The 18,514-nt window shown below is 37.6% G+C and carries 13 protein-coding genes; 12 read left to right on the top strand and 1 reads right to left on the bottom strand.

Going from position 1 to position 18,514, the window contains the following annotated elements; translation table 11 throughout:
* The first annotated feature begins 6 nt into the window (after positions 1 to 6).
* On the top strand, positions 7 to 2,730 hold the full coding sequence (gene infB, locus ISU00_RS03445) for a translation initiation factor IF-2 (RefSeq protein ID WP_228852647.1): 2,724 nt from the start codon (positions 7 to 9) through the stop codon (positions 2,728 to 2,730).
* A 61-nt stretch (positions 2,731 to 2,791) separates the two neighbouring features.
* Here the strand turns inward: infB and ISU00_RS03440 are convergent, their stop codons facing one another.
* Entirely contained in the window at positions 2,792 to 3,169 is a 378-nt protein-coding gene (locus ISU00_RS03440; protein ID WP_228852646.1) for an SPOR domain-containing protein, read from the bottom strand.
* Between the two features lie 316 nt (positions 3,170 to 3,485).
* Between ISU00_RS03440 and ISU00_RS03435 the strand changes: the two genes are divergently transcribed.
* The 11 genes from ISU00_RS03435 (at position 3,486) to ISU00_RS03385 (ending at position 18,442) form a co-directional block, all read left to right on the top strand.
* Entirely contained in the window at positions 3,486 to 4,778 is a 1,293-nt protein-coding gene (locus tag ISU00_RS03435) for a c-type cytochrome (protein ID WP_228852645.1), read from the top strand.
* A gap of 31 nt (positions 4,779 to 4,809) precedes the next feature.
* A complete protein-coding gene (locus ISU00_RS03430) occupies positions 4,810 to 7,932 on the top strand; it encodes a TAT-variant-translocated molybdopterin oxidoreductase (protein WP_228852644.1) in 3,123 nt (1,040 codons plus the stop codon).
* 26 nt (positions 7,933 to 7,958) lie between these two features.
* Positions 7,959 to 9,689, top strand: a complete 1,731-nt coding sequence (nrfD, locus tag ISU00_RS03425) for an NrfD/PsrC family molybdoenzyme membrane anchor subunit (protein WP_228852643.1) — start codon at positions 7,959 to 7,961, stop codon at positions 9,687 to 9,689.
* 6 nt (positions 9,690 to 9,695) lie between these two features.
* Positions 9,696 to 10,229, top strand: a complete 534-nt coding sequence (locus ISU00_RS03420; RefSeq protein ID WP_228852642.1) for a DUF3341 domain-containing protein — start codon at positions 9,696 to 9,698, stop codon at positions 10,227 to 10,229.
* Positions 10,230 to 10,236: 7 nt separating this feature from the next.
* Positions 10,237 to 10,866, top strand: a complete 630-nt coding sequence (locus ISU00_RS03415; RefSeq protein WP_228852641.1) for a c-type cytochrome — start codon at positions 10,237 to 10,239, stop codon at positions 10,864 to 10,866.
* A 31-nt stretch (positions 10,867 to 10,897) separates the two neighbouring features.
* Entirely contained in the window at positions 10,898 to 12,385 is a 1,488-nt protein-coding gene (locus tag ISU00_RS03410) for an urease accessory protein UreE (RefSeq protein WP_228852640.1), read from the top strand.
* Between the two features lie 27 nt (positions 12,386 to 12,412).
* Positions 12,413 to 13,477 (top strand): cytochrome c oxidase subunit II, encoded by a 1,065-nt coding sequence (locus ISU00_RS03405; RefSeq protein WP_228852639.1) that lies wholly within the window; start codon positions 12,413 to 12,415, stop codon positions 13,475 to 13,477.
* Positions 13,478 to 13,497: 20 nt separating this feature from the next.
* Positions 13,498 to 15,291, top strand: a complete 1,794-nt coding sequence (locus tag ISU00_RS03400) for a cytochrome c oxidase subunit I (RefSeq protein ID WP_228852638.1) — start codon at positions 13,498 to 13,500, stop codon at positions 15,289 to 15,291.
* Between the two features lie 97 nt (positions 15,292 to 15,388).
* Positions 15,389 to 16,411 (top strand): Holliday junction branch migration DNA helicase RuvB, encoded by a 1,023-nt coding sequence (gene ruvB / locus ISU00_RS03395; protein ID WP_228852637.1) that lies wholly within the window; start codon positions 15,389 to 15,391, stop codon positions 16,409 to 16,411.
* Positions 16,412 to 16,514: 103 nt separating this feature from the next.
* Entirely contained in the window at positions 16,515 to 17,597 is a 1,083-nt protein-coding gene (locus tag ISU00_RS03390; protein ID WP_228852636.1) for a nickel-binding protein, read from the top strand.
* A gap of 275 nt (positions 17,598 to 17,872) precedes the next feature.
* Complete coding sequence (locus ISU00_RS03385; RefSeq protein ID WP_228852635.1) at positions 17,873 to 18,442, top strand: hypothetical protein; 570 nt, start codon at positions 17,873 to 17,875, stop codon at positions 18,440 to 18,442.
* Positions 18,443 to 18,514: the final 72 nt, after the last annotated feature.

The following is an 18,514-nucleotide window of genomic DNA, read 5'->3' as shown; positions in this document are numbered from 1 at the left end:
CAATTTATGGCGCAAACAATCAGATTAAACAAAGTATTAAGGGAGCTTAACATTTCCATTGATAGAGCTGTTGAATTTTTAGATTCAAAAGGAATCAATGTAGATAAGAGTCCTAATACTAAAATTACTGAAGACATTTACCACGTCTTGTCAGATGAATTTCAAACGGATGCCGACAAAAAGTCTAAATCTCAAGAAGTTAGTGAGGCAAAACAAAAAGAGAAGGAAGAAATTCGACTTCAAAGAGAGCGTGAACTCGAGGAGAAGGCTCAGCAAGAGGAACAGGCGCGTTCTGTTGTAAAAGCAAAAGCTGAACTAAAAGGGCCCAAAACAGTTGGTAAAATTGATCTTAACAAACCTAAGAAGGAGGCACCACCAGTTGAAGAAAAGAAGGAGGAAAAAGTGCCTGAACCAGAACCTGTTAAGGAAGTCGAAAAACCAATAGAGGAGCAACCTGTCCCAGTTGAGGTAAAACCTGTTGAGGAAAAGCCTAAAAAAGTTAAAAAGGTTGAAGAAAAGGTCGAGAAGGTTGAAAGTGTTAAGAATGATGAAGATGATGACGTCATAAAAACACAATACAAGAAGCTTTCTGGTCCAAAATCAACTGGTGAAAAAATAGATCTCACCCAGTTTAATAAGCCTAAAAAGAAAAAGGAGGATCGAAAGGAGACTTCAAACGATAATAAGGACAATAACAAGAAGAAGAGGAGACGTATCAGTAAGGCAACCCCAGGTGATAATCGAGGCAACTTTAATAATGACCGTAATAAGGGAAATAATTTTAAAGGAAAGCAGCGTCGTACTACCGTTATCAAGGAAGAGCCTAGTGAAGCTGAAGTTCAAAAACAAATTAGGGAGACTTTAGAAAAGCTTCAAGGGAAGTCATCTAAGGGTAAAGGAGCAAAATATCGAAGGGAAAAAAGAGACCTTCATAGAGAGCAAACTGAAAAGGAATTAGAACAACAAGAGGCGGAAAGCAAAATCCTTAAAGTAACAGAATTTGTTACTGTAAGTGAGGTTGCAACGTTGATGAACGTTTCTGTTAATGAAGTTATTTCAGCCTGTATGTCTTTGGGCATGATGGTTACAATGAACCAGCGTCTTGATGCAGAAACCCTTTCGGTCGTTGCTGATGAGTTTGGTTATAAAGTGGAGTTTGTAACTGCTGATATAGAGGAATCTATTGAAGAAGAACCAGATGATCCACAAGATCTAAAACCACGAGCTCCAATTGTTACGGTGATGGGTCACGTTGACCATGGTAAAACTTCGTTGTTAGATTATATCCGTGAGGAAAATGTAATTGCTGGTGAATCAGGAGGAATTACCCAACATATTGGTGCCTATTCTGTGACTTTGCAGAGTGGACAAAGAATTACCTTTTTAGATACGCCTGGTCACGAAGCGTTCACCGCGATGAGAGCTAGGGGTGCACAGGTTACCGATTTGGCTATCATAGTTGTTGCAGCGGATGATGATATTATGCCGCAAACTAAAGAGGCTATTGCCCACGCCCAAGCAGCTGGGGTGCCTATTGTATTTGCAATAAATAAAATAGATAAGCCAACTGCTAATCCTGAAAAAATTAAAGAAGGTTTGGCAAATATGAATTTGTTGGTAGAAGATTGGGGTGGAAAAATTCAGTCCCAGGATATTTCAGCCAAGACTGGAGTTGGGGTTAAGGAATTATTGGAGAAGGTATTGTTGGAGGCAGAATTACTTGAACTTCAAGCAAATCCTGATAAAGTTGCAAATGGTACCGTAGTGGAAGCATTTCTTGACAAAGGTCGTGGTTATGTTTCTACAATTTTAGTTCAAGCTGGAACCTTAAAAGTAGGAGACTATGTTTTAGCTGGTAAGAATAGCGGTAAGGTAAAGGCCATGCATGATGAACGTGGTAAGGAAGTGAAAAAAGCTGGCCCATCAACACCTGTTTCCATATTAGGTTTAGATGGTGCTCCACAAGCTGGTGATAAGTTCAGTGTGTTTGAAGATGAACGTGAGGCTAAACAAATTGCCGCGAAACGTACACAGTTGCAGCGCGAGCAGTCTGTTAGAACCCAGCGACATATTACTTTAGATGAGATAGGTAGACGTATTGCCCTTGGTGAGTTTAAGGAATTGAATATTATTCTTAAAGGTGATGTTGATGGTTCAGTCGAGGCATTAACAGATTCATTCCAGAAGTTGTCTACTGAAGAGATTCAAGTAAATATTATCCATAAAGGTGTTGGGGCAATTACTGAAAGTGATGTCTTGTTGGCTACAGCTTCAGATGCAGTTATAATTGGATTTAATGTTAGGCCAATGGGTAATGCAAGATCTTTGGCTGATAAGGAAGAAATTGATATCCGAACATATTCAATTATTTACGACGCCATCAATGATCTTAAAGATGCCATGGAAGGTATGCTTTCCCCTGAATTAAAAGAGGAAATTACCGGAACGATTGAAATAAGGGAAACTTTTAAAATTTCAAAAGTTGGTACAATTGCAGGTTGTATGGTTACTAGCGGTAAAGTTTTCCGTAACTCCCGAATCCGTTTAATTAGAGATGGGGTGGTTGTTTTTACTGGTGAATTAGCTTCATTAAAGCGCTTTAAGGATGACGTAAAAGAAGTCTCCAAAGGATTTGAATGTGGTTTACAGATTAAGAACTACAATGATATTCAAATCGGGGATGTTGTAGAAGCCTTTAGGGAGGTTGAGGTTAAGAAGACCTTGAAATAATTAAGGATTAAAAATTTATATAAAAGAAAGAGCGGCAATTTGCCGCTCTTTCTTTTGGTATTTATCTGTTTTTCTTTGGTCGAAAAATAAATGCACTTGGGAACTTTTTCTTGATATCGAGCAGGGCTCTATCTGCTTCAAGTCTTGTTCTAAAATTTCCAACCCAAATTTTATAATTCGGTGTTTCAAAAGTAATGTTAGAGGGGAATTGCCCATAAGAAGATTGAAATTCACTCCTAGATTTTTCCGCGCCAGAGCGGTCCCCACTAAAAATTTGTATGCGATAAATATTGGCTGTTTCAATATCTTTCTTGTATTCTAAAAGCTTCGCGATGGCCTTATCTTGCTCAACAGTTACCGTAGCATTTTGTGCGAACGAGCTATAACTGCCTGCTATTGAGAACATAAAAATTGCTATGATTAGGGACAATTTCTTCATATTTATATTGGGTTTTGGGCAAAGATAATTTTTATAACTCAACAGCCTCCAAAATTATTATTTAGAATCCTTATAAATTAATAGTTAACACTTCACTAACATTTCCAAAATCCACTTTAAATATTACTTTTGCGTGATATTTTATGTCAGGGTTTTTCGGCTATTCCTGAAAAAATTATGCCAAAAAAATCGGCTTTCTAAATAGTTGAAACACAGACATAATTACAGATTATTTAGGAAAAAGTTCAATTTTAAAAAAAAATTGCTTGTGCCTTTTTTTGTCTTGGCACATTGTAAAGAACCTAACAATTAATAAATGAAACAGGTGAAATACCGCAAAATAACCTTAAACTCTCTTCTCTTAGGGTTACTAGTTTTACTCTCGTTTTCTATCACCGTTAATGCGCAAGAAGGAGATCCTGTTAAAGGGAAATCTATATTTAATGCAAACTGTGCTGCATGTCACCGGTTAGATAAAAAAATGACCGGACCACCACTTCGTAATATTGAACAGAAGTTGGCCGATGAGCAAGGATTAGACAGAGCATGGCTTACAGCGTGGATTCATAATAGTGCTGGGGTTATTGCTTCGGGTGATGCTTATGCAAAACAGATTTTTGAAGAGTACGGTGGGACAGCCATGACGGCGTTCCCAACCCTTTCAGACCAAGATATTTCAGATATACTAGCTTATACTGCTGAAGAAGCGCCTCCTGCTGAGACTACGGCTGATACTGCTGCGGTAACAACAGATGCTTCTGCTGGAGGTAATGTTTCGAATACCATTATACTAATTGCTCTTGCTGTACTTTTTGGTCTTCTTGCGGTTGCATTGGTTTTAGTTCGTCAAACCTTAAACAAATTTGCTGCGGATAAAGGAATCGAATTGCCTGTTAAGGAGAAGGGACTTCCAATATGGAAGGCTTTTGTTCAAAATCAATTTTTGGTTTTGGTTACTGCAATCTTTTTGTTATTGGCTAGTGCTTATTTTATTTATGGATACTTAATGCAAATAGGTGTAGATCAAGGTTACATGCCTGTACAGCCAATTCATTATTCACATAAAATCCATGCTGGTGATAATCAAATCGACTGTAAGTATTGTCATTCATCTGCAAGGGTTAGTAAGCACTCTGGCATTCCATCATTGAATGTTTGTATGAATTGCCATAAGTCTATATATGAATATACTGGTGAGGCAACTGAGGAGTATTCACAAGAGTTTTACACCGGTGAGATTAAAAAATTATATGCTGCTGTTGGATGGGATGAGGCTGAGCAAAAATACACTGGTGAGACAAAACCTGTTAAATGGGTGAGAATCCATAATCTTCCTGACTTTGCATATTTTAACCATTCACAGCACGTAACAGTGGGTCAAATTCAATGTCAGACTTGTCACGGACCGGTTGAGGAAATGGAAATCATGTACCAATACTCTCCTTTAACAATGGGTTGGTGTATAGATTGTCACAGACAAACTGATGTTGCTGTTGAAGGCAATGAATATTATACTAAAATTCATGAGCAGCTTTCCAAGAAATATGGAGTAGATAAACTCACTGTTGCACAGATGGGTGGATTGGAATGCGGTAAATGCCATTATTAATAAACTTAAAGAAGTAATTCAATTATAACATATGTCATCTAACAAGAAATACTGGAAAAGTGTTGAAGAACTGAATGACAGTTCTATTGTTGAGACGCTAAGACAAAAGGAATTTGTTGAGGAAATCCCAGTAGATGAGTTCTTAGGTAATAAGGATAAACTTGAGGCATCTTCAACAACTCGTAGAGATTTCTTAAAATATGTTGGTTTTAGTACAGCAGCTGCTTCTTTGGCAGCCTGTGAGGGGCCGGTTAAGAAATCTATTCCTTACGTTGTTCAGCCAAAAGAAATTATTCCAGGTGTTGCCAATTATTATGCAACCACAATTGCAGATGGTTTCGATTTTGCAAGTGTTCTTGTTAAAACAAGAGAGGGACGTCCAATCAAGATCGAAAATAATGATTTAGCTAAAGGACTTTCAGGTGCAAATGCGAGAGTTAATGCATCTGTATTGGGTCTTTATGATATATCCAGATTACAGGGTCCATTAAAAGATGGCCAGCCAATCAGTTGGGGCGATTTTGATTCTGAAACAAATCAAAAACTTACCGATGCGAAAAACAGCGGGAAACAAATTGTCTTGTTGACCCAAACTTTTGCCAGTCCATCTACATCTAAATTAATAAAGGAATTTACCGCCAAATATGGTAACGTACGTCATGTAGTATATGATGCGATTTCAGAATCAGCTGCTGCTGATGCATACCAAGCAAAATATGGGGAAAGAGGTTTGGCAAATTATGATTTTGCTAAAGCATCTCTTATTGTAGGTATAGGTGCTGATTTCCTTGGAGATTGGCAGGGTGGTGGATTCGATGCTGGATATGCCAAAGGAAGGATTCCTCAAGATGGAAAAATGTCTCGTCATATTCAAATTGAGGCGAATATGTCCTTAACAGGAGCCAATGCCGATAAGAGAATTCCAATGACGCCTTCACAACAAAAAGCCGCATTGGCTTATTTATTTGGAAAAATGAATGGTGGAGGATCTTCTAACCTTAGTGATGAGCAGAAAGCCCTATTAGATGGTGTGGCTTCAGAAATAAGTAAAGCTGGAAGTAAAGCAGTTGTTGTAACTGGTATTCCTGATGTGAATGCACAAGCTTTAGCCTTAGAAATTAATGCTTCATTGGGAAGCGCTGCTTTTGATCCTAAAACAACCATTAAAACCCGGCAAGGAAATGACAAGGCTGTAGCTGCTTTGGTGAATGATATGAATGCTGGTAATGTGGGAGTTCTTATTATGGCTGGTGTAAATCCAGTTTATAGCTTGCCAAATTCGGCTGATTTTGTCGAAGGACTTTCAAAGACTGTCTCAATCTCATTTAGCACAACTCCAGACGAAACTGCTCAATCAGTTAATTATGTTGGTGCTGCACCACATTATTTGGAATCTTGGGGTGATGTTGAAATTAAAAAGGGTCATTTTAGCTTAGTTCAGCCCACTATAAAACCTTTGTTCAACACCCGTCAATTTCAAGAAGGATTGTTAAAGTGGAATGGAAATGACACATCGTATTACAATTATATAAAGGAGACTTGGTCTGGATCAATTCTAGGTGGAGAATCCTTTAATAAAGCTTTACATGATGGGGTCTTTAAAGGCACCTTAGCAGTAAGCTCAGAAATAGAGGGCGCTGAAGCTCCTGATGTCAATGAAATTGAAGATTCTACAGCAACCACTTCGTCTTTCAATGCTGGTGAAGCAACTAGAGCATTAAACAGTACTGCTGGTGAAGGAATGGAGCTGACATTGTACTCTAAAATAGGAATGGGTACAGGTTCTCAAGCAAACAATCCATGGTTGCAAGAATTCCCTGATCCTATTACAAGAGTTTCTTGGGACAACTACCTATCAGTTAATAAAAAGGATGCTGAAGAATTAGGATTGAAAAACTGGCATGTTTCTAATGGTGCACTAAATGGTAGTTATGCAAAGGTAACTGTAAATGGTGTAACGATAGATAATGTTCCTGTGTTAATTCAACCTGGTCAAGCCAAAGGTTCTGTTGGACTTTCTTTTGGTTATGGAAGAACCGCTGGTCTTAAAGATGAAATGCAGACAGGTGTAAATGCCTATCCTCTATACCAGAATTATAGTTCTATACAAAACGTAACTATTGAAGCTGTAGGCGGCGAACATGAATTTGCTTGTCTTCAGTTGCACAATACCTTAATGGGTCGTGGAGACATTATCAAGGAAACTACCCTTAATGTTTTCAAAAGTGAAAATAAGGAAGTTTGGAATCCTATGCCTATGGTTTCCCTTAATCATAAGGAAACACCCGTAACTTCTCCCAAAGTTGATTTATGGGAAGGATTTGATCAAACGGTAGGGCATCATTTCAATTTATCAATAGATTTAAATGCATGTACCGGATGTGGTGCCTGTGTTATTGCTTGTCATTCGGAAAACAATGTACCAGTTGTTGGTAAATCAGAAGTTAGAAGAAGTAGGGATATGCACTGGTTAAGAATCGACCGTTATTATTCGGCTGAAGAAACTTTTGAATCTGATGATGAGAAAAAAGATAATCTTTCAGGTCTTTGGGGGGATAATGGATCTTTAGGAGGGTTCGGTGAAATGGAACATCCTGCGGATAATCCACAAGTGTCTTTCCAGCCTGTAATGTGTCAGCATTGTAACCATGCACCTTGTGAAACTGTATGTCCTGTGGCTGCAACGTCACATGGTAGACAAGGTCAAAACCATATGGCTTATAACCGATGTGTGGGTACACGTTACTGTGCGAATAACTGTCCTTATAAAGTTCGTCGTTTCAACTGGTTCTTATATGCCCAAAACGATGAATTCGATTTCCACATGAACAACGATTTAGGAAGAATGGTGTTGAACCCTGATGTGGTAGTTCGTTCAAGAGGTGTAATGGAAAAATGTTCAATGTGTATTCAAAGAACACAAAAGACCATTTTAGATGCCAAGAGAGATGGTAGAACAGTTAAAGATGGTGAATTCCAAACTGCTTGTTCTGCTGCTTGTTCAACTGGAGCACTTGTTTTTGGAGATGTGAATGACAAGGAAAGTAAGGTTAGCAAATTAAAACAAGACGATCGTATGTATCATTTACTTGAACACGTAGGCACAGAGCCAAACGTGATGTACCAAGTAAAAGTTAGAAATACGGAAGTTTAATAATAAAGAAACAATTAAAACGGATTATGGCGTCTCATTACGAAGCACCTATTAGAAGACCCTTAGTAACAGGCGAGAAATCGTATCATGATGTATCTGTTGATGTAGCTAGACCTGTTGAGGGCAAGGCCAATAAATCGTGGTGGATAGTATTTTCTATTTCGCTTGCAGCCTTCCTATGGGGAATTGGGTGTATCATTTATACCATATCCACTGGTATTGGAACCTGGGGATTAAATAAAACAGTCGGATGGGCTTGGGATATTACCAACTTCGTCTGGTGGGTAGGTATTGGTCACGCAGGGACCTTGATTTCTGCTGTACTCTTGCTGTTTAGGCAAAAATGGCGTATGGCCATTAACCGTTCGGCTGAGGCAATGACAATTTTCTCGGTTGTTCAGGCAGGTTTATTCCCTGTCATACACATGGGTCGTCCTTGGTTGGGATATTGGGTATTACCTATACCAAACCAATTTGGTTCTCTTTGGGTAAACTTTAATTCACCACTACTTTGGGACGTATTTGCGATTTCAACATACCTTTCGGTGTCATTAGTTTTCTGGTGGACAGGATTGCTTCCAGATTTTGCTATGATTCGCGATAGAGCGTGGAGACCTTTTCAAAAGAAAATATATTCTTTGTTGAGTTTCGGTTGGACCGGACGTGCAAAAGATTGGCAAAGATTTGAGGAAGTATCTCTGGTTTTGGCTGGTTTAGCTACACCACTTGTACTTTCTGTACACACAATTGTATCCTTCGACTTCGCAACTTCCGTAATTCCGGGATGGCATACAACGATTTTCCCGCCTTACTTTGTTGCTGGTGCGATATTCTCTGGATTTGCTATGGTAAACACACTTCTTATTATTATGAGAAAAGTGTGTAACCTTGAAGATTATATCACAGTACAACATATCGAATTAATGAACATTGTAATTATGATTACAGGTTCTATTGTTGGTGTGGCTTATATCACAGAGTTATTTATTGCATGGTATTCAGGGGTTGAGTATGAACAATATGCATTCCTTAATCGTGCAACAGGTCCTTACTGGTGGGCTTATTGGTCGATGATGACTTGTAACGTGTTCTCTCCACAATTTATGTGGTTTAAGAAATTAAGAACAAGTATAATGTTCTCGTTCTTCATTTCGATTATCGTAAATATTGGTATGTGGTTCGAGCGTTTTGTAATTATCGTAACTTCATTACACAGAGATTATCTTCCATCTTCATGGACAATGTTCTCTCCAACCTTTGTTGATATTGGAATATTTATTGGAACCATTGGATTCTTCTTTGTATTATTCTTATTATATGCTAGAACATTCCCTGTAATTGCTCAAGCGGAAGTTAAAACCATTTTGAAATCTTCAGGTGAACGTTATAAGAAACTTAGAGAGGAAGGAAAGTCATTAGTCGGTACTGGTTCGGACCCACGTACATCTAGTTCTTATGTGTCAGATATCACGCATGAACCGGTAAAGATTGAAAAGACTGATGAGATGGATGAGTTAATGGCTAGTGTAGGTACATTTGATCCAGTGGCTCAGACTAAAGATGATTTGAAGAAAATAAATGGTATCGGTCCAAAAATGGAAGAAACATTGAATGGAATAGGAATTTTCTCTTATGAACAAGTAAGCCGAATGACCAAAAAAGAATATGATTTGCTGGACTCAATTACTGGTTCTTTCCCGGGTAGGGCAGAACGTGATGATTGGGCCGGTCAAGCAAAAAATTTACTTAACGCATAGTAGCATATGGAAGCAGCTTCAAAAGTGATTCACGCTATTTACAATGATGATGATATTTTAATGTCAGCTGTAAAGCGCATTAAATCTGAAAAACATCACATAGACGAAATATATACACCATTCCCGGTGCACGGTTTGGATAAAGCAATGGGGTTAGCTCCTACAAGAATTGCTATTGCATCCTTCATTTATGGGTGTATTGGTTTAACCGTTGCAATCGTAATGATGAATTTCATTATGATTGAGGATTGGCCACAAAACATAGGTGGTAAACCAAGCTTTAGTTATTTTCAAAACATGCCGGCTTTTGTGCCAATTATGTTTGAGTTAACCGTTTTCTTTGCGGCCCACTTAATGGTAATAACATTCTATCTAAGAAGTAGAATGTGGCCATTCAAAAAGGCAGAAAACCCAGATGTAAGAACAACAGACGATCACTTTTTAATTGAAATGTCTGTTCACCATAATGAAAAGGAGTTAACAGATTTGTTGAAAGAAACAGGTGCTGTTGAAGTGAAGTTAATTGATAATGCCCATTAATTATCTGATGAGAAAGTTAGCATACATACTTATTTTGGTTCCGTTAGCAATTACAATGCAATCATGCAAAAGTGATTCCCAACCGAATTACCAATTTATGCCACAGATGTACGAGGCTGTACCATATGAAACTTATGGTGAGTACGAGATATTCGCCAATGAACAGGAGGCCAAGTTACCCGCTTCGAATTCTGTTCCGAGGGGAGAAGTGCCATTCGATTTTGAGGATACAACCGAAGGTTACGAATCTGCTAAGGCAAACTTGAAAAACCCTTTAGATTCTACCATGTTAGGTAAGGTTGAGACTAAAGCTTTATATGATATTTATTGTGGCATTTGCCATGGTAATAAAGGAGATGGTCAAGGAACTTTAGTTAAACGAGAAAAGATACTTGGAGTACCTGCTTATAATGATCCAGGGAGAACCTTAACAGAGGGAAGTATTTACCATACAATTTATTATGGTAAGAATGCCATGGGTTCTTATGCAAATCAATTGAATGAGACAGAACGTTGGCAAGTTGTTGATTATGTGTTACAGTTGAAGGATGCTTTAGACGGTGGTAATAAGACCGCCACAACTGAGAATGCAGAAGCATCTCAAGTTGCAGATACAACAGCAATACCAAACGAATAAGTATAAAGACTAGACAAGTTTAGATTTAGATATGTATACATTTTCTAATAGATTGAAATCAGTTGCCATAGGGCTTATTATCATCGGGGCAATCGGTGTTATATATGGTTTTCTGACCTCGCACAAGACATTTGAAGAAGTTGAGGCAATTTTGTCTGAAGAGGCAGCCCATCATGAGGGCGGCCATGATGCAGGTTCAGATCATGCAGTGATGGAAGATCACGCAACTATGGACCATGTAACCGCCGAAACCCATGCTGAAGATACTCACCAAGAAGAGTCCGTAGATTCTTCTCATGCAGTAGCAGAAGAAGTAACTCACACTGATGAAACGTTTCATGCTGCTGCAGACCATTCAGAGGAACATTCCGATATGGGTGCTGCTTCTGAACACCATGCTGATGAACATACTGAGCATGTTGAACACGTTCAACACCAAATAGCAAATCGACCTTGGGCAGCCTTATATGTTGCGGCGTTCTTCTTTTTCATGATAGCCCTTGGGGCCCTTGCATTTTATGCAATTCAATATGCATCACAAGCAGGTTGGTCACCAATGGTTTTAAGGGTGATGGAAGGAATTACTTCTTATGTATTACCCGGCGGTGCAATTGTTCTTGCCATAGCTGTGGCATCTGGTACAATTGGTCATTATAATCTATTTGTTTGGATGGATCCTGAGGTTGTTGCACACGATAAATTATTGCAAGGAAAATCGGGATATCTAAGTTTGTTTTGGTTTGTAGTTAGAGGGGTTATTTTCTTAGGTGGATGGAGTTTGTATAGACATTTTTCAAGAAAATTCTCTCTTGCTCAGGACGAAGCTAGTGATAATAAGAACTTTATAAAGAATTTTAGAATTTCAGCGGCTTTCCTAGTATTCTATATCTATACAGAATCTATGATGTCTTGGGACTGGATTATGAGTACAGATCCACACTGGTTTAGTACCTTGTTCGGTTGGTATGTATTTGCTAGTATGTTTGTAAGTGGTATTACGGTTATCGCTATGATAACAATGTATTTAAAATCTAAAGGTCTTTTGCCTCTAGTTAATGATAGCCATTTGCACGACTTAGCGAAATTTATGTTCGCCATTAGTATTTTTTGGACGTATTTGTGGTTTTCACAATTCATGTTGATATGGTATTCAAACATTCCTGAAGAAGTCACCTATTTTGTGAGCCGCTTTAATGATTATAAATTGCCATTCCTTGGAATGCTAGTAATGAATTTTGTATTCCCGCTATTAATATTAATGAATAGTGATTACAAGAGAATACCATGGTTTGTTGTTATGGCTGGTATAGTAATTTTAGCTGGTCACTATATAGATGTATTTAATATGATTATGCCTGCGACCGTTGGTGATCGTTGGTATATAGGAATACCTGAAATAGGGTCTATATTATTATTTGGAGGACTATTCTTATTTATAGTGTTTACAGCCCTAAGTAAGGCTCCATTAGTACCAAAACGCAATCCGTTCATTAAAGAGAGTGAGCATTTTCATTATTAACAAACGATATAACGAAGAAAAGAGACAATGACTGCTTTTTTAACCATAATAGTTGTACTTTTTATTGCAGTTGCCATTTGGCAGATGGTGAAGATTTTTGATCTGTCACAAGTAGGAGCTGTAAATACACAAGTTGCCAATGACAAGGATAATAGAATCAATGGCTATTTAATGATGGGCTTTTTGATTTTTATCTATGTCATAACCATAATATCGTTTGCAAAATGGGGCGATTTACCACTCATTTCTGACGCTGCCTCTGAACATGGACCTGGTATCGATAATTTGATGATTATTTCAATGGTCATCATTATGTTCGTTCAGATTGTAACACAGTTCTTACTGCATTACTTTGCCTTTAAATATAAGGGTGAAAAGGGTAAAAAGGCTTTATTTTATGCTGATAACAACACATTAGAAGCTATTTGGACCATTATCCCAGTTATAGTTCTTGCAGGTTTAATAATCTATGGATTGTTTACATGGACAAGCATTATGAATATTGATGAGGATGATGATCCTATGGTAGTGGAACTTTACGCTCAACAGTTCAACTGGAAAGCACGTTATTCTGGTGCGGATAATACCCTTGGTTTAGCGAATGTAAGATTAATCGATAATGATAGAGCCAACATATTAGGTTTGGATGAAACTGATCCTAACGCTCAAGATGATATTATTACAACTGAATTACATTTGGTTGTTGGAAAGCCTGTTCTTTTCAAAATGAGATCACAAGATGTTTTGCACTCTGCTTATATGCCGCACTTTAGAGCACAGATGAACTGTGTTCCAGGTATGATTACCCAGTTTTCATTTACACCCACAGTTACAACAGCAGAAATGCGCCAACGACCAGATATGATTGAGAAGGTTCAGCGCATCAATGAAATAAGGGTGGAAAATAAGGAAGAAGTAGAAGCTAGAGGGCAAGAAGTTCAATATGAATTTGATTATTTATTGCTTTGTAACAAGATCTGTGGAAAGTCTCATTACAATATGCAGATGAAAATCATTGTTGAAACTCAAGAAGAGTTCGACGCTTGGATGAAGGAGCAAAAAACATTTCAAAATAGCATTACAAAAAATTAGTATAAAAGGAATTATTGATTATGTCAGCACACGCAGATACTCACGCACACGACGACCACGGACATCATCATCATAAAGAGACATTTGTAACTAAATATATATTTAGTCAAGATCATAAGATGATTGCCAAGCAGTACCTTATTACAGGTACCATAATGGGAATTATTGGTGTAATGATGTCTTTGATGTTTAGGATGCAGATAGCTTGGCCTGAAGAACCGAATGTCTTGTTCGAGGCGTTATTGGGTAAATGGGCTCCTGATGGAGTAATGGACGCCGATATTTATTTGGCGTTGGTAACCATTCATGGTACCATCATGGTATTTTTTGTGCTAACCGCAGGTTTGAGTGGTACATTTAGTAATCTATTGATTCCGTTACAGATCGGTGCACGAGATATGGCCTCAGGATTTTTGAATATGATTTCCTATTGGTTGTTTTTCTTGTCTAGTATTGTAATGGTTATTTCCCTTTTTGTGGAAGCAGGACCTGCTGCAGCTGGTTGGACAATATATCCGCCTTTAAGCGCCCTACCAATGGCCCAAGGAGGTTCAGGCGCTGGTATGACCCTTTGGTTAGTTTCTATGGCAATATTCATTGCTTCCTCATTATTAGGTTCTCTTAATTACATCGTTACAGTTATTAATTTAAGGACTAAAGGTATGTCTATGACTAGACTGCCTCTAACAATTTGGGCATTCTTTATCACCGCTATTATTGGTGTTATTTCATTTCCTGTACTTCTTTCAGCCGCGTTGTTGTTGATAATGGATAGAAGTTTTGGAACATCCTTTTTCCTTTCGGATATATTTATACAAGGTGAAGTGTTGCATTACCAAGGAGGTTCACCTGTATTGTTTGAGCACTTATTTTGGTTCTTAGGACACCCTGAAGTATATATCGTACTTCTCCCAGCTTTAGGAATCACTTCTGAAATTATTGCCACTAACTCGAGGAAACCAATCTTTGGTTATCGTGCGATGGTAGCATCTATTTTAGCTATTGCATTTTTATCTACCATAGTATGGGGTCACCATATGTTCGTATCAGGGATGAATCCATTCCTTGGTTCTGTATTTACATTTACAACATTATTAATCGCTATTCCATCTGCTGTAAAAGCGTTTAATTATATAACAACTTTATGGAAGGGTAACCTCCAATTTAATCCTGCGATGCTATTTTCAATCGGCTTAGTTTCAACTTTCATCACAGGTGGTTTAACAGGTATAATACTTGGAGATAGTGCTTTAGATATTAACGTACACGATACTTATTTCGTTGTAGCACACTTCCACTTAGTAATGGGTATTTCAGCACTTTATGGAATGTTTGCTGGTATTTACCATTGGTTCCCAAAAATGTTTGGTAGAATGTTGAATAAGAATTTAGGCTACGTGCATTTCTGGGTGACTGCTATCTGTGCCTATGGAGTTTTCTTCCCAATGCATTTTATCGGGATGGCTGGATTACCAAGACGTTACTATACAAATACAAATTTCCCATTGTTTGATGATTTGGCAAATGTAAATGTCGTTATTACAATTTTTGCTGTTATCGGAGGGGTTTTCCAGTTGGTATTTATTTACAATTTTGCACATAGCATTTTCTATGGTAAAAAGGCTGTTCAAAACCCGTGGAGATCTAATACCCTTGAATGGACAGCACCTGTAAAACATATTCATGGAAACTGGCCAGGAGCTATACCACATGTTTACCGTTGGGCTTATGATTATAGCAAACCTGGACATGAAGAAGATTTTGTTCCTCAGAACGTTCCTTTAATGGATGGTGAGGAAGAATTACAACATTAAAATATTCCCTAGAGCTAATTCAAATAATTATAGATTGCAAAGCCTTTCTAACCCGCTACGCGGTGTGAGAAAGGCTTTTTAAGTATCTTTGCTTTACATGAACCAGAACCTAGATCCTACAAACGATAGTTTCTCACCTGAGGAACTGGACGTTGAACGTAAACTTAGACCCCTATCCTTTGAAGATTTTTCGGGTCAAGATCAGGTTTTGGCTAATCTTCAAATATTTGTTAAGGCGGCCAATCTCCGAAATGAAGCTTTAGACCATACTCTATTCCATGGTCCTCCTGGATTGGGTAAAACTACCTTGGCCCACATTTTGGCAAGTGAATTAGAGGTTGGCATCAAGGTGACCTCAGGTCCTGTTTTGGACAAACCTGGTGATTTAGCGGGCCTTTTAACAAACTTGGAAGAAAGAGATGTTTTATTCATAGATGAAATTCATAGATTAAGCCCCATTGTGGAAGAATATCTTTATTCTGCCATGGAAGATTATAAGATTGACATCATGATTGAATCTGGTCCAAATGCAAGGACAGTTCAAATCAATTTGAATCCCTTCACTTTGGTAGGGGCTACCACAAGATCTGGTCTTCTCACAGCTCCGATGAGAGCTCGTTTTGGCATATCTAGCCGGTTAGAATATTATACGACTGAATTACTCACAACAATTGTTCAAAGAAGTGCTGGAATTCTTAATGTTCCTATTTCTATGGAAGCGGCGATTGAAATTGCGGGCAGAAGTAGAGGTACCCCGCGTATTGCAAATGCCCTTTTAAGAAGGGTAAGGGATTTTGCACAAATAAAGAGTAATGGTTCAATCGATATAGAAATTTCTAGATACGCCCTCAAGGCATTGAACGTAGACACTCATGGTCTAGATGAAATGGACAATAAAATTCTTACCACTATAATTGATAAGTTTAAAGGAGGTCCTGTAGGTATATCTACTTTGGCAACTGCTGTAAGTGAAAGTGCCGAAACCTTGGAAGAAGTTTATGAGCCTTTTCTAATTCAACAAGGTTTCATTATCCGTACCCCTAGAGGAAGAGAAGTAACGGAATTGGCATATAAACATTTGGGCAAAATTTCAAAAGGCAATCAACAAAACCTTTTCTAAGGTCACCTATGATGTGACTAAATAATTCATGCGATTGACTAAATATTACAATCCACCAAGCAATTCATTATGTAAATTTAGGTATTAATAACTATTTTAAGTTATGCCAATTTATATGGATCTTCATATTGGGCAAGGTTTAACCTCTGAAGATGTTGCACTAGCCCATCAATTAGACTTGAAATACCAGGACAAGTTTCAATGTCGTTGTCTTACATATTGGGTGGATGAAAATAAAGGCAGTGCCTATTGTTTAATTGAAGCTCCATCAAAGGAGAGTGTAATCGCTTTGCATAATCATGCACATTCCCAATTGCCAGACGAAATTATCGAAGTTGATAAACGAGTTGTAAAGATTTTCCTTGGTAGACTCCATGACCCCATCATTGCAGATTATATGGTAGATTCCAAAATAAAGGTATTTCATGATCCTGCTCATAGGGTTATTTTGAAGATGGCCATTATAGATTCAGTTCAATTATCTAAATCATTTGGGAAGGCTGAAACTGATTCACTTTTAAATGAAATTAGAGGGGCTTTTACGGAGATAGTAACATTCAACAGTGGTTGCCCTGCAGAATGGCAAAAATGGAACTACTTGGGTTCTTTTTTAACTACCACAAGTGCAATTCAATCTGCAAAAACTTTATTCAGAAAGTTTGATAGTTTAAAGGACCTGCTTCAGATGAAATTTGTTATACATGCCGGAAATCCTGTCGACAACCATCCTAATTTTTTTGGTAAAACCCTTGATGCTTTACCACTGATGGGTCAGCTTGTAGATCCAGGTTATATAGCTCTTTCCCATACAGCAAATACTGGTATGTCCGAAGAATTAGAAACAAATAATATAATTATACTAAGTGACCAAGAGGAACATTTCATTGTTCAACTTTCCAATGCAATACACAATGATGGTAAACCATTTAACACAGATTTAAAAGGATTGATGGAAACTACAGGTATGAGTCAATCAAGTTTTTACAGAAAAATGGTGTCTATCTTCCACAAATCACCGAACATTGTTATTCAAGATTTCCTGTTAAACCAATCAAAGTTAAGTTTGTTAAAGAGGGAAGGGACAGTAACAGAAATTGCCTTTAAACATGGTTTTAATAGCCCTTCTTATTTTTCAAAATGTTTCACTAAAAAATTTGGAATAAGCCCATCTGAATTTTTAAAATAATCTTATTCTTTTTCATTGATAATTATATTTTACTAAAATCTATAATCTGATTTACAGGTGTTTGTAAGTCATATTGAATTAAGATTTGATAGTAATTGAATAAATATTACCAATTATTGACCAAATTTTATCATTTCGGATCTTTTATTTCAAATACCTTTAAAAAGTAAATCCTTAAATTCTTCCTGATAGCTTCCTGACCACAAGAGGTTTTAGGTTTATTGATTAATAGCAACAATCTAGTCTAATTAAAATTCTTATTAATCATGAAAAAGATGAGCCAATCTTTACAAAGAATCCCAATTATCTACCCATTCAACCTATTGACAATTTTTTTAGCATTTATCTTTTTAGTCGTCTCATGTAGTCCCAACGAATCTATTGATGGGATTAATGAACCAAATGCTGTAATTTCAACTTCAGAATCAACTGCTTTAAAAGCTATGAATAACTGGGAAGAACAGGTTACTTTGCTTACACAAAAAATGACTCGTTTTAAGAATCATCAAGTAGCATTGGCACAAGGCTGGGATGAAGATTTAACTGGTTATGTATCTAATATGGGGCACCATTTTGCAAATTGGGATAAAATCGATGGGGAGTTTAACTTATTAGAACCTGAAGCCTTATTATACATCCCTGGTGATGATGGAAAGATGGAATTTGTGGGAGTGGAATACTTAGTCTTAATGGAATTAATGGATGACCCATCAACTCCTCCAGAAGGTTTTATAGGAGATACAGACGTTTGGGCAATTGTAGGGCCATTTTGGACTCTGCATGCATGGGTTGGAAAGAAAAACCCAAATGGCGTATTTTCCGCCATGAATCCGGATGTGGATTGATCTTAATCCTTACATAAAAGCTGACTTCTAGGTCGGCTTTTTTGTTTTATAATTTCCTCGTAGATTGGCTTT

The organism is Aegicerativicinus sediminis (genome assembly GCF_015476115.1).
In the GTDB taxonomy this organism is placed as follows: domain Bacteria; phylum Bacteroidota; class Bacteroidia; order Flavobacteriales; family Flavobacteriaceae; genus Aegicerativicinus; species Aegicerativicinus sediminis.
Note: the sequence above shows the minus strand (reverse complement) of the source record. Positions and strands in the feature narration are given on the sequence as shown.

Bases quoted from the DNA above. Each gene is read 5' to 3' on its own strand.
- ISU00_RS03420 (WP_228852642.1), top strand. From the start codon at position 9,696: ATGGAAGCAGCTTCAAAAGTGATTCACGCTATTTACAATGATGATGAT.
- ISU00_RS03405 (WP_228852639.1), top strand. From the start codon at position 12,413: ATGACTGCTTTTTTAACCATAATAGTTGTACTTTTTATTGCAGTTGCC.
- infB (WP_228852647.1), top strand. From the start codon at position 7: ATGGCGCAAACAATCAGATTAAACAAAGTATTAAGGGAGCTTAACATT.
- ISU00_RS03410 (WP_228852640.1), top strand. From the start codon at position 10,898: ATGTATACATTTTCTAATAGATTGAAATCAGTTGCCATAGGGCTTATT.
- ISU00_RS03430 (WP_228852644.1), top strand. From the start codon at position 4,810: ATGTCATCTAACAAGAAATACTGGAAAAGTGTTGAAGAACTGAATGAC.
- ISU00_RS03385 (WP_228852635.1), top strand. From the start codon at position 17,873: ATGAGCCAATCTTTACAAAGAATCCCAATTATCTACCCATTCAACCTA.
- ruvB (WP_228852637.1), top strand. From the start codon at position 15,389: ATGAACCAGAACCTAGATCCTACAAACGATAGTTTCTCACCTGAGGAA.
- nrfD (WP_228852643.1), top strand. From the start codon at position 7,959: ATGGCGTCTCATTACGAAGCACCTATTAGAAGACCCTTAGTAACAGGC.
- ISU00_RS03400 (WP_228852638.1), top strand. From the start codon at position 13,498: ATGTCAGCACACGCAGATACTCACGCACACGACGACCACGGACATCAT.
- ISU00_RS03435 (WP_228852645.1), top strand. From the start codon at position 3,486: ATGAAACAGGTGAAATACCGCAAAATAACCTTAAACTCTCTTCTCTTA.
- ISU00_RS03415 (WP_228852641.1), top strand. From the start codon at position 10,237: ATGAGAAAGTTAGCATACATACTTATTTTGGTTCCGTTAGCAATTACA.
- ISU00_RS03390 (WP_228852636.1), top strand. From the start codon at position 16,515: ATGCCAATTTATATGGATCTTCATATTGGGCAAGGTTTAACCTCTGAA.
- ISU00_RS03440 (WP_228852646.1), bottom strand. From the start codon at position 3,169: ATGAAGAAATTGTCCCTAATCATAGCAATTTTTATGTTCTCAATAGCA.